Origin of the sequence: Gelidibacter pelagius (genome assembly GCF_017581925.1) — a bacterium.
Taxonomy (GTDB): Bacteria; Bacteroidota; Bacteroidia; order Flavobacteriales; family Flavobacteriaceae; genus Gelidibacter; species Gelidibacter pelagius.
In genome coordinates this window covers 118,371-133,738 of sequence record NZ_JAGEVG010000012.1, presented here as the reverse complement: position 1 = coordinate 133,738, position 15,368 = coordinate 118,371, and the positions used below count along the sequence as shown (strand labels likewise).

Annotated in this window: 17 protein-coding genes; 6 read left to right on the top strand and 11 right to left on the bottom strand. The window is 37.2% G+C overall.

What is annotated here, in order from left to right:
• Window positions 1-79: 79 nt before the first annotated feature.
• Entirely contained in the window at window positions 80-664 is a 585-nt protein-coding gene (locus J4051_RS11575) for a hypothetical protein (protein ID WP_208234029.1), read from the top strand.
• 106 nt (window positions 665-770) lie between these two features.
• Here J4051_RS11575 and J4051_RS11570 read toward each other — a convergent pair whose 3' ends face one another.
• The 6 genes from J4051_RS11570 to rpsF form a co-directional block, all read right to left on the bottom strand.
• A complete protein-coding gene (locus J4051_RS11570; RefSeq protein ID WP_208234028.1) occupies window positions 771-1,025 on the bottom strand; it encodes a DUF7218 family protein in 255 nt (84 codons plus the stop codon).
• A gap of 38 nt (window positions 1,026-1,063) precedes the next feature.
• The gene (locus J4051_RS11565) at window positions 1,064-1,624 is read right to left on the bottom strand and encodes a type 1 glutamine amidotransferase domain-containing protein (RefSeq protein WP_208234027.1); all 561 of its coding nucleotides are present in this window, start codon (window positions 1,622-1,624) and stop codon (window positions 1,064-1,066) included.
• Window positions 1,625-2,034: 410 nt separating this feature from the next.
• Window positions 2,035-2,511, bottom strand: a complete 477-nt coding sequence (locus J4051_RS11560) for a DUF6495 family protein (RefSeq protein ID WP_208234026.1) — start codon at window positions 2,509-2,511, stop codon at window positions 2,035-2,037.
• 200 nt (window positions 2,512-2,711) lie between these two features.
• Window positions 2,712-3,173, bottom strand: a complete 462-nt coding sequence (gene rplI, locus J4051_RS11555; RefSeq protein ID WP_208234025.1) for a 50S ribosomal protein L9 — start codon at window positions 3,171-3,173, stop codon at window positions 2,712-2,714.
• A gap of 13 nt (window positions 3,174-3,186) precedes the next feature.
• Window positions 3,187-3,483, bottom strand: coding sequence for a 30S ribosomal protein S18 (rpsR, locus tag J4051_RS11550; protein WP_027124835.1), 297 nt, complete (start codon window positions 3,481-3,483; stop codon window positions 3,187-3,189).
• Window positions 3,484-3,485: 2 nt separating this feature from the next.
• Window positions 3,486-3,824: a 30S ribosomal protein S6 gene (gene rpsF / locus J4051_RS11545; protein WP_129017129.1), complete on the bottom strand. Its 339-nt coding sequence runs from the start codon at window positions 3,822-3,824 to the stop codon at window positions 3,486-3,488.
• Window positions 3,825-4,024: 200 nt separating this feature from the next.
• Between rpsF and J4051_RS11540 the strand changes: the two genes are divergently transcribed.
• Window positions 4,025-4,720, top strand: coding sequence for a LytR/AlgR family response regulator transcription factor (locus tag J4051_RS11540; RefSeq protein ID WP_163515359.1), 696 nt, complete (start codon window positions 4,025-4,027; stop codon window positions 4,718-4,720).
• Window positions 4,721-4,953: 233 nt separating this feature from the next.
• Here the strand turns inward: J4051_RS11540 and priA are convergent, their stop codons facing one another.
• From priA to nadC, 3 genes are read right to left on the bottom strand one after another with little or no spacing between them, the layout of a single operon-like run.
• Entirely contained in the window at window positions 4,954-7,407 is a 2,454-nt protein-coding gene (gene priA / locus J4051_RS11535) for a replication restart helicase PriA (protein ID WP_208234024.1), read from the bottom strand.
• A gap of 8 nt (window positions 7,408-7,415) precedes the next feature.
• Window positions 7,416-8,411, bottom strand: coding sequence for a YihY/virulence factor BrkB family protein (locus J4051_RS11530; RefSeq protein WP_236027388.1), 996 nt, complete (start codon window positions 8,409-8,411; stop codon window positions 7,416-7,418).
• Window positions 8,412-9,269: a carboxylating nicotinate-nucleotide diphosphorylase gene (nadC, locus tag J4051_RS11525; RefSeq protein WP_208234023.1), complete on the bottom strand. Its 858-nt coding sequence runs from the start codon at window positions 9,267-9,269 to the stop codon at window positions 8,412-8,414.
• 97 nt (window positions 9,270-9,366) lie between these two features.
• On the opposite strand from nadC, the gene rlmH reads away from it, so the two are divergent.
• A complete protein-coding gene (gene rlmH / locus J4051_RS11520) occupies window positions 9,367-9,840 on the top strand; it encodes a 23S rRNA (pseudouridine(1915)-N(3))-methyltransferase RlmH (RefSeq protein WP_208234022.1) in 474 nt (157 codons plus the stop codon).
• 145 nt (window positions 9,841-9,985) lie between these two features.
• On the opposite strand, the gene J4051_RS11515 is transcribed toward rlmH, so the two are convergent.
• Window positions 9,986-10,285: an HPF/RaiA family ribosome-associated protein gene (locus J4051_RS11515; RefSeq protein ID WP_208234021.1), complete on the bottom strand. Its 300-nt coding sequence runs from the start codon at window positions 10,283-10,285 to the stop codon at window positions 9,986-9,988.
• Between the two features lie 271 nt (window positions 10,286-10,556).
• Between J4051_RS11515 and J4051_RS11510 the strand changes: the two genes are divergently transcribed.
• The 3 genes from J4051_RS11510 (at window position 10,557) to J4051_RS11500 (ending at window position 14,615) form a co-directional block, all read left to right on the top strand.
• On the top strand, window positions 10,557-11,132 hold the full coding sequence (locus J4051_RS11510) for a non-canonical purine NTP diphosphatase (RefSeq protein WP_208234020.1): 576 nt from the start codon (window positions 10,557-10,559) through the stop codon (window positions 11,130-11,132).
• 290 nt (window positions 11,133-11,422) lie between these two features.
• Window positions 11,423-13,300, top strand: a complete 1,878-nt coding sequence (locus tag J4051_RS11505) for a DEAD/DEAH box helicase (RefSeq protein ID WP_208234019.1) — start codon at window positions 11,423-11,425, stop codon at window positions 13,298-13,300.
• A 538-nt stretch (window positions 13,301-13,838) separates the two neighbouring features.
• Entirely contained in the window at window positions 13,839-14,615 is a 777-nt protein-coding gene (locus tag J4051_RS11500) for a carboxypeptidase-like regulatory domain-containing protein (RefSeq protein WP_208234018.1), read from the top strand.
• On the opposite strand, the gene J4051_RS11495 is transcribed toward J4051_RS11500, so the two are convergent.
• Window positions 14,608-15,273: a TrmH family RNA methyltransferase gene (locus J4051_RS11495; protein WP_208234017.1), complete on the bottom strand. Its 666-nt coding sequence runs from the start codon at window positions 15,271-15,273 to the stop codon at window positions 14,608-14,610. The two genes, J4051_RS11500 and J4051_RS11495, sit on opposite strands and share 8 nt — an antisense overlap.
• Window positions 15,274-15,368: the final 95 nt, after the last annotated feature.

The following is a 15,368-nucleotide window of genomic DNA, read 5'->3' as shown; positions in this document are numbered from 1 at the left end:
ATAACAAAATTATCATTTTGATAGAGGCAAGGCTCGAGGTATTAAAGCCCCCTGGTGGGAATAAAATGAATTTAATAGCATGAAAATAAAAATCTTAGTAGCCCTTGTTCTTTTTATTCAATTCCCAATTATGGGTTTTGCACAGACCAAGCCAAGCGTCAACGCGAACGCAGAAAAAATCATTTCAGAGCAAAAGTCTGGACAGGATCAACTTAAATATGTTGATTCCACTTATGGCTACAGCGTGGTGGTAGCTAAATGGTGGGACATTAAGGAGACTCCGAGTGCTAATTTTTTTGGTGGCACATTTCCTGAAATAAATAATTCAAAAGGCGCTCTTTTATTTAAATCCTTCGAAAAGGATACATTTAAAACCTTCCAGAATTTTGAAAATTGGGTTGTCGCTGGATACAGATCCGGTGAAACACCAAGATGGTCAAATGAGCATAAATTTCTATATAAGAAAAACCTCGACCAATTTAAAAGTATCGGTAAAGCATACAAGGTGCAATTAAAAGCGGATGACTCTTTTTACAACTGCTGCTATATTATTGTTGAAACTACCAAATCTTTCTTGTGGATCGATTTAACTTCAACAAGAGAAACTTACGATGCCAATTTTAAAGAATTGGAAAAGTTAATGCTTGAGTTTACAGCGTTTTAGAAAAAAAAGAACTTAAGAGCACTATGATCCAATATTTGGAATAAAAAAACGTCAGACATTGTTTAGAATGTCTGACGTTTTTTGTTTCAATAGGAATTGTTTCCATCTAATTATTTCTTAGTGCATGGATCAATTCTTCTTTATTCATTTTACTTCTGCCTTTAATGCCAATTTCTTTGGCTTTTTCATAAAGTGCGCTTAGTGTGCGGTTTTCATAAATGTCAGCCTTTCCTCCTTTCTTACCAGGTTTTTTGGTATTGGCTATTCTGGCAGATTTTTGTTTACTGTAGCCCTCTTCTCTTAAGGCTTCATAGCGAGCATCATTTTTTATACTCGGACCATGATTCTTTTGTTTTGCCATAATTAAAGTTTTTTAAATTGTTAAACCATGCTGTATATTTATGCAACCTGCTCCTTGTGTTTACCTTCATAAACTTCCTCGACCAACTTTGCGTTAAAAGCAGGCAGATCTTTAGGAGTTCTACTGGTTACCAAACCTTCATCTACGACAACTTCTTCATCCACCCAATTGGCACCAGCATTGATCATATCGGTTTTAATTGAGCTATAAGACGTGATTTTTCGACCTTTTAAAACATCAGCTTCCGCCAACAACCAAGGTCCATGACAGATGGCACCAACCGGTTTGTGATTTTCAAAAAATGATTTTATGAATTTCACCGCTTTAGGATTTTTTCTTAATGTGTCGGGATTGATCACGCCACCAGGTAGCATCAAAGCATTATAATCTTTTTGATTGACATCGTCTAAAGTTTTATCAACATTGAATTCCGAACCCCAATTCCCATCGGTCCAAGATTTTATAGTTCCCGATTTCTCCGAAACAATATGAACTTCAGCGCCAGCTTTTTCTAAAGCGGCTTTTGGCTCTTTTAATTCACTTTCTTCAAATCCATTAGTTGCTAAAATCGCAACTCTCTTTTTATTTAGGTTTTCCATAATTTATATTTTTAAGATTATTATTTGATTTACTATAATTTAACCAAAATACAACTCACAGAAAAATCACAGAGAGGCTTTAACCTAAGCTTAGCACAAGATGTTAATGTTTCATAAAATGAAATTGAAGTTGAAGTTAAAACTGCCTGTCCATCTTTTGAGAAGTGAAAACGATAACTTGGAATTTGGAATTTGGAATTTGAAACTTTTAATCTCCTACAGATTTGCTTCGCCAGTTCACTATCGCTGAGGTCTCGGATTTACGCAAAACACTACTTTGCTTGAAGTAGAAATTGAAAATGATATTGAAATTGAAGCTGTCTATCCTTCTGGAGTGAAGTGAAAACGAAAACTTGGAATTTGAAATTTAGAACTTGGAATTTAAAATTTGGAATTTCATTCTTCCAACTCTAATTCGTACCTACCAGCTTCTCAAAATACTTATACAAATCGCCTTTAGTTATGACACCACCTTGTTGGATGAGTTTAAATTTATCTAAGGCTTTATCCTCTGAATAAGTTTTGTTGGCGGTTAGGAATTCGACGTCATCAGAAAGTAGGTTTTCCCTGAACCAATCAAAACCTTCGGAAGTGGTCAAATCAACAGTCTCAATATTTAATTTTATGGCAATCAACTGCATATCATTTTCCTTTAAATGGAACAAATGCATTTGTTGCGGCGAAATATGTTCTAAATAAACCACTTTCCTTAAAACACCTTCCCAAACCAAATCGCTAAACACATCTAATTCTTCTTCAGCAACTTCAGGTTTATTGGTTTTTATATCCGTCCATTCTTCAGCAGTAATAGATTGTGTAGCCAAAAAATTAATAAATTCCTGGTGCAGTTCTTCAAATTGTTCTTTAGTGAGTCTTGTATATTTCATGAAAATATGATTATTTCATTTCCGCGAAGGCAGAAATCTCTTAATTATCAGATTAAAAATTGTTGAGCGATTTAGACAAAACATTCAGACCAAATATCTCATAACAGTATTCTACTTTATAACGGAATCATAGATTTCCATTTATGAAAAAAGCCTCGTTCCAAGAAGGATTGAGGCTTTTTAAAATTTTATTTTGAGAATTATGCTTCTGCAATAACTTCAAAAGTCATATCAACGGTTACATCTCTATGAAGTCTGATGACTGCATCATATTGACCTAAACGTTTGATGTTACCTCCTGTAATGGCGATATACTTTTTATCAACGCTAATACCTGCATTGTTCAATGCATTTGCCAAATCAATATTGGTAATAGAACCAAATATTTTGTCTCCTGCAGTTGCACCAGCACTAGTTTTAGAAGTTAATTTAATTTCCAATGCTTTTATCGCCTCAGCTTCTTTTTGAGCTTCTTCAATAATTTGTTTCTCTTTATAAGCACGTTGCTTCAAGTTTTCAGCCAATACTTTTTTAGCTGAAGCCGTTGCCATTATCGCTTGTCCTTGAGGAATTAAGAAATTTCTACCATAACCGTTCTTAACCGTTATAACATCGTCTTTAAATCCTAAATTTTCAACGTCTTGTTTTAATATAAGTTCCATAGTTATGTTTTTATTATTTTAATAAATCTGCTACATAAGGCATCAACGCAAGGTGACGCGCTCTCTTAACCGCTACAGATACTTTTCTTTGATATTTTAAAGAGGTTCCTGTTAAACGTCTTGGCAACAATTTACCTTGCTCGTTTACAAAACCTAATAACCAGTCGGCGTCTTTGTAATCAACATATTTGATACCAGACTTTTGGAAACGACAGTACTTTTTCGTTTTACTTGTGTCAATATTCAATGGGGTCAGATATCTGATCTCACCATCTTTTTTTCCTTTAGCTTGTTGTTCTATTGATGACATAATTACGCTTTTTGTTTAAGTTTAGTTCTTCTTCTTTCAGCCCAAGAAATGGCATGCTTGTCCAATTTCACTGTTAAATAACGCATAAAACGCTCGTCACGTCTAAACTCTACTTCTAGTGGATTGATGACTTCACCATCTACAGTGAACTCAAATAAGTGGTAAAAGCCACTTTTTTTGTTTTGGATTGGATAAGCTAATTTTTTTAAGCCCCAATCTTCTTTGGATACCATCTTTGCTCCTCTAGAAACAAGAAAATCTTCGTATTTCTCTACTGTTTCCTTTATCTGAGTTTCAGATAAAACGGGATTTAAGATGAAAACAGTTTCATAATGATTCATATAATGTATATTTAATAATTAAAAATGGCTGCAAAAATAACCATTTTTTATGGTTCTTACAACTAAAGTTTGAGTATTTTTTCATCCCGAATATAGTTGTTAAAAATAATGTTAATTACAACACTTTATCGATGTTATTTGGTTTTTGTCCGAATTATTCGTACTATTGTCGATATCTTAACCTAAATAAATCAAATGTTATGACTTTAAACTGTGTAGTAGTTGATGACTCTGCGATACAACGCTTATCGATTGTAAAGTTAATTGAAAATCATTCATCACTTAACCTTATAGCAGAATATAGTAGCGCACTTGAAACCAAAAATGGCTTGAATACCCATAAAGTAGATCTCATCTTCTTGGATATTGAAATGCCAGTTCTTAATGGTTTTGAGCTACTTGACGTTCTCAACAACAAACCTCAAATTATTTTTGTTACTGGTAAAACGGAATACGCGTTTAAAGCCTTTAATTATGATGCTACCGATTATCTACAGAAACCGATCACCCGAGAACGTTTTAATACTGCCGTAGATAAAGCTCTCGAGCAGCACAAATTGAAACTCGATTTCAATGAAGCTGATGGCGAGCACATCTTTGTTAAAAGCAATTTAAAAAAGCGTAAAGTTTATATCAAGGACATCAAATGGATTGAAGCCCTTGGTGACTATGTTAAATTGGTTACCGAAGAGAACAGCTTGGTTGTACTTTCAACCATGAAAGCTTTTGAGCAGGAACTGCCCGAAGGTAAATTTTTAAGAATTCACAAATCATACATTGTCAACTTGGACAAGGTAGACCGCTTTAACAGTAAGAATGTTGAGGTTGGTGCCTATGAAATTCCACTGAGTAGGAATAAAAAGACGGAACTTGTGGATGCGTTAAATAATATTTAATTGATGGTGCCCCTAAATCCTAAAACATTGGAATAGAGGAATCGTTACGAGATTTGAACTAAATTTCAACAGCCAAAAATCAAACACAAAATGAGATCCCCTATAGAGCGGGATTAGTTCGATTACGAAATTTGTTCCAAATTTCTATAACAAATGAAGTAAAACCGATGAAGAGATCCCGCTAAGGAGCGGGATTAGTTCGACTACGAAATTTGTTCCAAATTTCTATCTCACTAAAAGTTATCGACATTTAGAATCACCCTAACCGACCTAAATTCTTTAATACTCAAAAAGCTATTGTTAATTTTAACAATGGCTTTTTTCGTTTTTGATAGGGATTGCTGCGGTGGAATCTTAACGAGGATATTTTTGTGAAATTGGTTTCTGATTCTTGATATTGGCGGGAATTCGGGGCCTAAAATATTACTTTTGAAAACTTGCCGCAAACCCGTAGCATACCATTCGGCACCAATATTAACTTTGTTAAAATCTTTATGCTTTAAGGTAATTTTTATCAACCTGTAAATTGGTGGGTATTTAAAATTATGGCGCTCGTCCATCTGCTCCAAATACATCTCTGCATAGTTATTGGTAGAAACCTGATGTAAGATTCTATGGTGCGGGTTATAGGTTTGGATCAAAACCTTGCCCCTTTCATCCGTACGTCCTGCCCTACCCGAGACCTGCAACATCAATTGAAAGCTGCGTTCAAGCGCTCTGAAATCAGGAAAATTAAGCATATTGTCAGCATTCATAATGCCAACAAGTTTTACATTCCTGAAATCCAACCCTTTGGTCAGCATCTGGGTACCGACCAAAATATCTATTTCTTTTTGTTCAAAAGCGGTAATGATTTTGTCATAGCCAAATTTCCCCCGGGTGGTATCCAAATCCATTCGCCCCACTTTGTACTCCGGAAAAAGTTCTTTGGCTTCTTCCTGGACCTGCTCCGTGCCAAAACCTTTATTGTCCAATTCCACACTGCCACAGGCCATACAGTTCTTGAGCATGGCCGTATAATAACCACAATAATGGCAGCGCAATTCATTCTTGTACTGATGAAAGGTTAAACTGACATCGCAGTTTGGACATTGTGGCGCATGACCACAGGTAGTACATTCAACGATCGGCGAAAATCCGCGTCGGTTTTGAAACAAAATAATTTGATGGCCTACCCGCAGAGCTTCCGTCATCTCTTCAATCAACCGATCGCTAAAATGCCCTTTCATCCGTTTGCGCTTGTGCTTATCTTGAATATCGACCAACTCAATATCCGGCATCATGACATCATTGAATCGGTGCGTAATTTCCACCAAACCATATTTTCCTTGTTTCACATTATGGTAGCTTTCCAAACTTGGTGTTGCCGAGCCTAATAAGGTTTTACTTTTAAAAAGCGATGCCAACACGATCGCAGCATCGCGGGCGTGATATCTTGGGGCAGGGTCAAATTGCTTAAAAGAAGTCTCATGCTCTTCGTCAACAATCACCAAGCCGAGATCATGAAACGGCAAGAAAATAGACGAACGTGCCCCCAAGACAATCTGCGCCTTGGGCTGATTTTGCAACACATTGTTCCAAAGTTCAAAGCGTTCGTGTGAGGAATATTTGGAATGATACACCGATACTTTTCCGCCAAAATAAGTTTCCAATCGACTGACCAACTGCGTTGTCAAAGCAATTTCGGGGAGTAAATACAATACTTGTTTTCCTTTGCTAATGACCTCTTCAATAAGTTTGACGTAGACTTCGGTTTTCCCTGAAGAAGTCACCCCGTGAAGTAAAGTGATGTTGAATTTCTCAAAAGACTGCTGGATTTCTTCGAGTGCTTTTTCTTGATAGATATTCAAGGTTTTTGAAGCCTCATTGGCATCACCCGAATAGGCCACACGATCTTCCTGAAAATGATACTCCTCTAAAATCTCCTTATCAATCAAGGTTTTGATGATGGCTGGAGACGCATCACTGGCATCTGATAAGTCCGAGACTTTCACCGGTTTTTTTGTCTGTGCGGAAATTGAAAACAAGGTCATGATCACATCCCTTTGCTTTGGTGCCCGGCTCAACTCCTCCAGTAAATGTTGTAATTTTTCTGATTCTGAATATTGGGAACTCAACTTAACATAGCGCACCAATTTTGGCTTATACTTTTCATAAACCTCTTCCTGAAGCACAATAGCGTCTTTATCCAACAAGGAATTGATAACGGGAAATACATTCTTCTTGTCAAGAATACTGATCAAATCGTGAAGTTTTAGGGACGACTGATGATGAAGTGCCTCATAAACCAAAAACTCCTCGTCCTTAAGGTCGACGTCATTGATAATTTTATCATTGTTTTTTGTGATGATAGTCTCGCTCTCCAACAAAAAAGAGTTGGGTAAAGCAGCCCTAAGAACATCACCTAAAGTACAGAGATAATACTCCGCAATCCATTGCCAATGGGTCAACTGCGTTTGGGTAATGATCGGTGCATCATCCAAAATTTGATGAATCTCCTTGGCCTCATACGCTACTGGTTGTTGCTGATGGATCTCAAACACCAATGCTGTATAAACTTTACTTTTACCGAAGGGAACCGCCACTCGCATTCCTGCTTTCAAAAATTCTGATTCAGCTCGGGTAATGCTGTAAGTAAATAGCCTTTCAAGCGGAATGGGAAGTATGACGTCTATAAAATATTGCATGGGGTGAATTAGGGTTTTTCTTTAGCTATTTGTTTTTGAAGATTAAATTTCTTCAAAAGTCGTATAGTAGCGTTGAGCTCAAAGCCCAGCAGCAAAATGTTGGAGTTCAGCCAAAGGTAAAAAAGTAAAATCAACAAAGCGCCAATGGAGCCATATAGCTCATTATAAGTTGAGAAATAAGTGACGTAAATTCCAAATAAATACGAAAATACAATAATCAAGATTGTCGTCAACAAAGCCCCCGCTGAAAAGAACTTAGAATTTTTACCTTCTCTGGTACCAAAATAATACAAAGTGGCTGTGGCGATATAAACCATAATCACGAAAAATATATATTTGGCTAAGGCCACCATAAATAAGCCCTCCTCATAGGTTTCATAACCCTGTTTATCCATATAGTAGAGTACCTTTTGGATGACATAAATTTGAAAATATCCTATGACCGCAATGGTAATGATCAATAAAAGGACCAAAATTAGTGCTACAAACATGGAGTATAAGTACTGTTTGACCACACTTCGCGTCAATTGCTGATGGTATGAACTTTCAAAGCCTGAAAAAAGAGCACTAATCCCGTTCGCCATTAAAACAATGGACAATAGAAATACTGTCGAAATCAAACTACCACTCGCTTTAGTGTAAATATTCTGAAAAATATTATCAAAAAAGAAGTCTGAGGTTTGCGGTGGCAAAACCGAGTTCAAAAACCCTTTGAATTCATATTCAAAACCTGCTACGGGAATATAGGGGATCAGGATAATAATGAATAATAAAAAAGGAAATATTGCCGTAAAAAAACTAAAGGCGATGGCACTTGCCCTACTGGTTACCGCTCCTTTAATGATCCCTTTGCCATAAAGCCTCAAAAAGTAATACAAGGTCAACCCTTCTAAAGCAGGTAATTTAATTTTTTTGAGAAGTTTGATGAAATACTTTAAAACGGGGATTTTCTCGAGCTTGTCCTCGATATCATCCTCAATATTTTCATCAGTTTGGTCAGACATTTAAACGGCTTTTAAACTCAAGTCCATATTATATACCGAATGGGTCAAGGCTCCAGAGGATATATAATCCACGCCGCATAAAGCATACTCTCTTGCTGTGTCCTCATTGATTCCTCCCGACGATTCGGTCAAACATTGGTCCCCTATCAGGGCTACGGCTTTCTTGGTGTCGGCATAATTAAAATTATCTATCAGAATTCTGTAAACCCCGTCGGTCTTGAGGATCTCTTTAATCTCATCAAGATTTCTGGCTTCCACAATAATTTTCAAGTCTAAGTTCTTTTCCTTTAAGTACGCTTTTGTCTTTGTGATAGCCTTGGTAATTCCGCCGGCAAAATCAATGTGATTGTCTTTCAACATCACCATATCATATAAAGCAAACCGATGATTTTCTCCACCTCCTATTTTTACGGCCCATTTTTCGAGTGCCCGAATCCCTGGCGTCGTTTTTCTAGTATCCAAAATTTGGGTGCCGGTGCCTTCCAACAAATCCACAAAGGTTTTTGTTTTTGTCGCAATGGCGCTCATTCGCTGCATCGCATTTAAAACCAAACGCTCTGCTTTAAGAATGGATTGCGATGACCCTTCCACATAAAAAACAATGTCGCCGTATTTTACTTTCTCACCATCCTGGATCAAAGTTTCTACTTTTAAGTCTTTATCAATATATTGAAAGACGCGTTTGGCAAAGGCTACACCGGCAATAACGCCGTCATCCTTAACCAAAAGCTTTGCCTTGCCCTGGGCTGAAGCAGGAATACATGCCAAGGAGCTGTGATCACCATCTCCGACATCTTCTCTAACAGCATTAGCAATAATGCCTTCTATTTCTATATTGAATTGTTCTTGTGAAATCATCTTAGTAATATTTAATGTAAAAATACTAATTGATAATCGAAATACTCAAATTCCAAATCCGAAATTCTATATCACCGCAAATTTGTAAATTTACACCATGCAAATAAAACTTTTAGCTATTGGGAAAACCGATCATCAACAATTGCAAATGCTGATTGACGATTATCAGAAACGCCTAGGGTTCTATATTAAATTTGATTTTGAGATCATTCCCGATCTTAAAAAAGCGAAGAATTTAAGCGAAGAGCAACAAAAACAAAAAGAAGGCGAACTGATATTAGCAAAACTCACCAACTCAGATATTCTCATTCTATTAGATGAAAATGGAAAACAATACGATTCTGTCGGCTTTTCTGTACATCTTCAAAAGTACATGAATTCTGGAATAAAACAATTGGTCTTTGTCATTGGCGGGCCTTACGGATTTTCGCAGGATGTCTATCATAAAGCAAATGGGAAAATATCTTTATCTAAAATGACATTTTCCCATCAAATGATTCGTTTGTTCATGATAGAACAATTGTATCGTGCTTTTACTATCTTAAGGAATGAACCTTATCATCATCGGTAATAATTAGTTTCAGGTTTTCCGCATTCAAAAAAGCTTCGGACCGGCAGGCAAGTTTCTTTTTTATAGTTTACAAAAGTTTTAAAGTATAATCTGAAGAATTACAACAAAACTTTCAACACTAATACCTAATGCCTAATGCCTATTTCTAGTGCGTCATAAAAGTCTGTTTCCTCTTTTTTAATTGGATTTCCAAATCGCTGATCGTCTCCTTGACCGACATTTCAAAGTTTTTCTCATCAGAAGTAGCAAATATTTGCGGTCCTGGCAAGCTCAATTTAATATTACAAATCTTTCCCTTTTCAGGATTGGTGCCTTCTTCCTTAAAAAACACATCGGCGTTGATCAGCCAATCATATTTTTCAGCCATTTTATTTAATCTTTCAGTTGTATGTTCAGCAAGTGAATCGCTATGATCTAAATTTACGAATTGAATGTTAATCGTCATAATTATATTTTTTAGGTTATGAGACTAAATTACGGGTTTAAAAAAGAAGTAAAGCTGACAAACATCATAAAATAAGCTTAAAGTTCTCCGATTGTCAAAATTCAAAGTTCAAGGTTCAAGACTCAACAAAAATCAACAATCTTCAATCTTCAATCTTCAATCATTAATCACTTTCTCTACCCTCTACCATCTACCCTCTATTTTCTCTTTTCTCTTTTCTCTAAGGTCAATTCAAAATTATTAAAGTAATTTTACCGATCAATACTTAACTATGCAACTCGTTTTCGCCACCAACAATCTCAACAAACTCAAGGAGGTCCAAAGTTTGATTCCAAAAAGCATCACACTATTAAGCCTTGAAGACATTGGATGTTTTGAAGATGTACCTGAAACTCAAGATACTATTGAAGGTAATGCCGTCCAGAAAGCGACATACATTAAAAAGCACTATGGTTATGACTGTTTTGCCGATGATACCGGCTTGGAAGTGGACGCACTTAACGGGGCGCCAGGTGTTTATTCTGCTCGGTATGCCGGAGAACAGCGGAACTCAGAAGACAATATTCAAAAACTTCTTGAAAACCTTAAGTATTCAGCCGATAGGAAAGCACAATTTAAAACCGTCATTGCATTGGAACTTCACGGATTTCAGCATCAATTCACAGGAATTTGCAAGGGTGAGATTACCAAAAGCAAAAGCGGTGAAAAAGGCTTTGGATACGACCCGATTTTTAAAGCCGAAGGGCATAGCCAGACCTTTGCGGAAATATCTTTGGAAGAAAAAAATCGTATTGGACACCGTGGGAAAGCGGTGCATCAGCTTGTTAATTTTTTGAATACCATTTAATCGAAAACTTCAGATCCTGTCCGACCGGAACGGGCGGGCAAGGCCACGAGGTATGAATTTGAACTGGTTCTTTTGATCGAGACAAGTTTCGGGTTATTAAAACCCACTGGTGGGAATTTATTACAAATCAACCGCATAACAATTAGGATATGTGATAAATTAAATTGTACCTTTGCACCTTGTAAAAATTTCCTCAAGGTGAGGATGTGTTACTGGGAGTTTAGGTTTAGTATGTCGATTCGCTTCTGTTGTAACACCACAAGAACATAATCAAATACTTATTAAATCGAATGAACACATTCCAAGATTTAGGTCTTAATGATGACCTATTACGGGCTATTACTGATATTGGCTTTATTACGCCAAGTGATGTCCAAGCAAAAGCAATTCCAATTTTATTAGAACAAGACACTGATTTAGTGGCCTTAGCACAAACAGGAACAGGTAAAACTGCTGCTTTTGGTTTTCCAATGTTGCAAAAAATCAACATAGAGAGCAGAACAACCCAAGGCTTGATCCTCTCTCCTACTCGTGAACTTTGTTTACAAATTACCAACGAATTAAAAAATTACGGAAAATATTGCAAAGGATTTAATGTTGCCGCTATTTATGGTGGTGCAAGCATTAGTGACCAAGCAAGAGAAGTTAAAAGAGGCGCACAAATTATCGTTGCCACTCCAGGACGTATGAAAGACATGATCAACCGTAATATGGTGGACATCTCTAAAATTGAATACGCAGTCCTTGATGAGGCTGATGAAATGTTGAACATGGGCTTTTATGAGGATATTACGGATATTCTTTCCCATTCTCCTAAAGATAAGAACACCTGGTTGTTTTCTGCAACCATGCCAAAAGAAGTTTCAAACATTGCGAAAAAATTCATGAATTCGCCAGTTGAAATTACAGTTGGTAATAAAAATGAAAGTACCAATCAAGTATCACATGAATATTATTTAGTAAATTCTCGTGACCGTTACCAAGCTTTAAAACGTTTGGCCGATGCAAATCCTGATATTTTCTCAGTAATTTTTTGTCGTACCAAACGCGATACGCAAAAGGTAGCGGAACAATTGATAGAAGATGGTTATAGCGCTGGTGCTTTACATGGCGATTTGAGCCAGAACCAACGTGATATGGTCATGAATTCTTTCCGTAAAAACCAAATTCAGATGTTGGTGGCTACTGATGTGGCTGCTCGTGGGATTGATGTAGATAACATCACCCATGTTATCAATTACCAATTGCCGGATGAAATTGAAACTTATACCCACCGTTCAGGTAGAACAGGTCGTGCAGGTAAAACTGGAGTTTCCATAGTAATCGTTTCTAAAAGTGAATTGCGCAAAATCAAAAGCATTGAGCGTATCATCAATAAGAGCTTTGTTAGAAAGGATATTCCTGACGGAATGGAAATTTGTGAAGTACAATTGATGTCTTTGGCAAATAAAATCCACACGACAGAAATCAATCCTGAGATTGAAAAATATCTTACCAGTATTAACGAGTTGTTCGAGGACACTTCTAAAGACGAACTGATTCAAAAGTTCTTCTCTGTAGAATTCACACGATTCTTTAACTACTACAATAAATCGAAAAACCTATCGGTACCTGAATCTCGCGGAAGTGATAGAGATGGCGATTCAGGTAGAGATTTTGGTCGTAGTTTTGGAGGCAATGATGATTCATCGCGTTACTTTATCAATGTTGGTAAAAAAGACGGTTATGATTGGATGAGCTTGAAGGATTTCTTAAAGGAAATTTTGGAACTGGGAAGAGATGACGTCTTTAAAGTTGATGTTAAGGACAGTTTTTCCTTCTTTAATACCGAAAAAGGATTACAAGAAAAAGTATTGGCTTTTTTCAATGACTATAAGCATAATGGACGATTTGTGAATGTTGAGGTCAGTCAAGATCAAGGCGGAGCTACAAGCAGAAACAAAAGACGTTCCGGAGGCGGAGGAAGACGCTCAGATGGCGACTTCAAACCACGTGGTGAAAGACGTTCTGGAGGTGATTTTAAATCTTCAGGAAGAAGAAGTTCAGATGCGTCAAGACCGAGACGCTCAGGAGATAGTTCAGGCCCAAACAGACGTGACAGACGTGCCGGGGTAGCTGAAAAATCAGGTGAAGCCAGTTTTTCAAGACCTAGACAGTCGAGAAGATAAGAGTTGGAAGTTTGAAGTTGGGTTGCGAGTTGACGGTTGACCGATGACAGAAGACCGGAACTTATCGCTTAGAGCTTAGAAATGTAAATATAACGAAGTGGGAAATTTAAATTTTTCACTTCGTTTTTTTATTTAGTGAGTTTTTTAAAAGAATTGGGTAAGAAATTATCAGTTAAAGGTTTTCAATTGGAAGCTCTCTTCTATTTCGCGCCTATTTATCACCGAGCTGCAGAGCGTTTGTAGTTTTCATCCGTTCTTCATAACTCCCAAATAATCTTGGGCCGAACTCCAACATGATCAGAATTCAAAACTCAAACTCTGCCTGCCCCTCCGCAGCGTTAGCTAAGACCAAAACTCTATACTCTGCCTGCCCGCCCGCAGCGTTAGCGAAGGCGGGAACTTTGAACTTTGAACTCATCCTTAATCCCTCCCAGCTAAAACCCAATCCCTGCCATTGAAAGTTAATATTATATCAATTTTCTATGGTTTCAACAGGTTTGTGAGTTTTGTTTCTTATTTTTATCGCATAAATAAACCAATGAGGCACCTACTAATACTTACTGCTTTTTTCTTCATTTCTACACTAAGTGTGGCACAGGAACCAACCGCTGTTAAGGGTGTCGTCTATAGCACGAGTACCAACGACATATTGGAAAGCGTAAATATTGTCAACTTAAATCAAGTTGTTGGCACTACTACTAACAGTGAAGGTGAATTTGAGATAAAAGCAACTGCAAATGACACTTTGCATTTCTCATTTTTAGGCTATAAATCCATTAAGGTAAGAGTGACAAACGATTGGTTGAAATTTGGTGAAACCAGAATTGAAATGACAGAACTTGCGCTTGCATTAGAGGAAGTGGTTGTGAATCAATTGCGTCTTACAGGTTATTTAGAGATTGATATTAAGCAAGTTCCCGTTAAAACCAATTATAGATATAGCATTTCGGGCTTATCAACAACAGGATACGAAGCAGGAAGTAACACCGGTGCTGTGAACAAGGTTTTAGGTGCCCTCTTTAATCCTGCCGACTTTTTATATAATATGTTTGGAAAGAAACCGAGAGAGCTGCAGAAGTTGAAACAAATGAAAAAGGACGATGAAATCAGAAACTTGTTAGCGTCTCGTTTTGATCGTGAAATGCTTATGGTATTATTAGAAGTAGATAGGATAGATTTAGATGAAATCGTAAGTCAGTGTAACTATTCAAGGGAGTTTATCCAAACAGCAAATGATCTTCAGATCTTGGATGCCATCAATGAATGCTATGAAGAATATAAGATACTGAGCAGAAGCCAGCGCCGCTCTAAGTAGAATTTGTTTCTTGATAGTACCTTGCTACAATCCCATCATAACTTTTTAGGGTTTTTGACACCCAATCCATACGCTTCTCCAACTGTTCATGTTCAGACAATTGCCATTCTACATCCGATTGCCGCAGCTTGTTGGTGACCTCCTGTAAAATAATAGCTGCCGAAACTGAAATATTCAAGCTCTCAGTAAAGCCTACCATTGGTATTTTCAAAAAACAATCTGCAGCCTCTAATACCTCTTTGGAAAGGCCTTCAGTTTCCCGTCCGAAGAAGAAACAGGATTTTCGATTTATATCAAAGTCCGCAAGCAGCTGATCGTTTTCATGTGGTGTTGTTGCCACAATTTGATAACCATTTTCTTTTAAGCTTTTGATGCAGTCAATGACCGTATGGAATCGCTTCAAATCCACCCACTTTTGCGAACCCATTGCGATTTCCCGATCAATGCGCTTAGAGTTCCGCTCTTCCACAATATGCACCTCCTGAATTCCAAACACATCACAACTCCTAATCACGGCGCTCGTGTTATGCAACTGGTAAACGTCTTCGGTAGCAACCGTGAAATGTTTGGTCCGATTTGAAAGTACTGCATCAAATCGTGCTTTCCGTTCTGGTGTAAGCTGGGATTCTAAATGTTCTAAAAGTCTGAGATCAATCATTGAAATAGGCTATATTGGGCAAAGTAACAAAACAAAAATAATGCACACCCAAGTTGAGTGGTGTTTTACCTATTAAAGATTCAAATGTCGCATAA

Excerpts from the sequence above, each read along its gene's own strand:
- J4051_RS11575 (WP_208234029.1), top strand. The coding sequence starts at position 80 with ATGAAAATAAAAATCTTAGTAGCCCTTGTTCTTTTTATTCAATTCCCA.
- J4051_RS11570 (WP_208234028.1), bottom strand. The coding sequence starts at position 1,025 with ATGGCAAAACAAAAGAATCATGGTCCGAGTATAAAAAATGATGCTCGC.
- J4051_RS11565 (WP_208234027.1), bottom strand. The coding sequence starts at position 1,624 with ATGGAAAACCTAAATAAAAAGAGAGTTGCGATTTTAGCAACTAATGGA.
- J4051_RS11560 (WP_208234026.1), bottom strand. The coding sequence starts at position 2,511 with ATGAAATATACAAGACTCACTAAAGAACAATTTGAAGAACTGCACCAG.
- rplI (WP_208234025.1), bottom strand. The coding sequence starts at position 3,173 with ATGGAACTTATATTAAAACAAGACGTTGAAAATTTAGGATTTAAAGAC.
- rpsR (WP_027124835.1), bottom strand. The coding sequence starts at position 3,483 with ATGTCATCAATAGAACAACAAGCTAAAGGAAAAAAAGATGGTGAGATC.
- rpsF (WP_129017129.1), bottom strand. The coding sequence starts at position 3,824 with ATGAATCATTATGAAACTGTTTTCATCTTAAATCCCGTTTTATCTGAA.
- J4051_RS11540 (WP_163515359.1), top strand. The coding sequence starts at position 4,025 with ATGACTTTAAACTGTGTAGTAGTTGATGACTCTGCGATACAACGCTTA.
- priA (WP_208234024.1), bottom strand. The coding sequence starts at position 7,407 with ATGCAATATTTTATAGACGTCATACTTCCCATTCCGCTTGAAAGGCTA.
- J4051_RS11530 (WP_236027388.1), bottom strand. The coding sequence starts at position 8,411 with ATGTCTGACCAAACTGATGAAAATATTGAGGATGATATCGAGGACAAG.
- nadC (WP_208234023.1), bottom strand. The coding sequence starts at position 9,269 with ATGATTTCACAAGAACAATTCAATATAGAAATAGAAGGCATTATTGCT.
- rlmH (WP_208234022.1), top strand. The coding sequence starts at position 9,367 with ATGCAAATAAAACTTTTAGCTATTGGGAAAACCGATCATCAACAATTG.
- J4051_RS11515 (WP_208234021.1), bottom strand. The coding sequence starts at position 10,285 with ATGACGATTAACATTCAATTCGTAAATTTAGATCATAGCGATTCACTT.
- J4051_RS11510 (WP_208234020.1), top strand. The coding sequence starts at position 10,557 with ATGCAACTCGTTTTCGCCACCAACAATCTCAACAAACTCAAGGAGGTC.
- J4051_RS11505 (WP_208234019.1), top strand. The coding sequence starts at position 11,423 with ATGAACACATTCCAAGATTTAGGTCTTAATGATGACCTATTACGGGCT.
- J4051_RS11500 (WP_208234018.1), top strand. The coding sequence starts at position 13,839 with ATGAGGCACCTACTAATACTTACTGCTTTTTTCTTCATTTCTACACTA.
- J4051_RS11495 (WP_208234017.1), bottom strand. The coding sequence starts at position 15,273 with ATGATTGATCTCAGACTTTTAGAACATTTAGAATCCCAGCTTACACCA.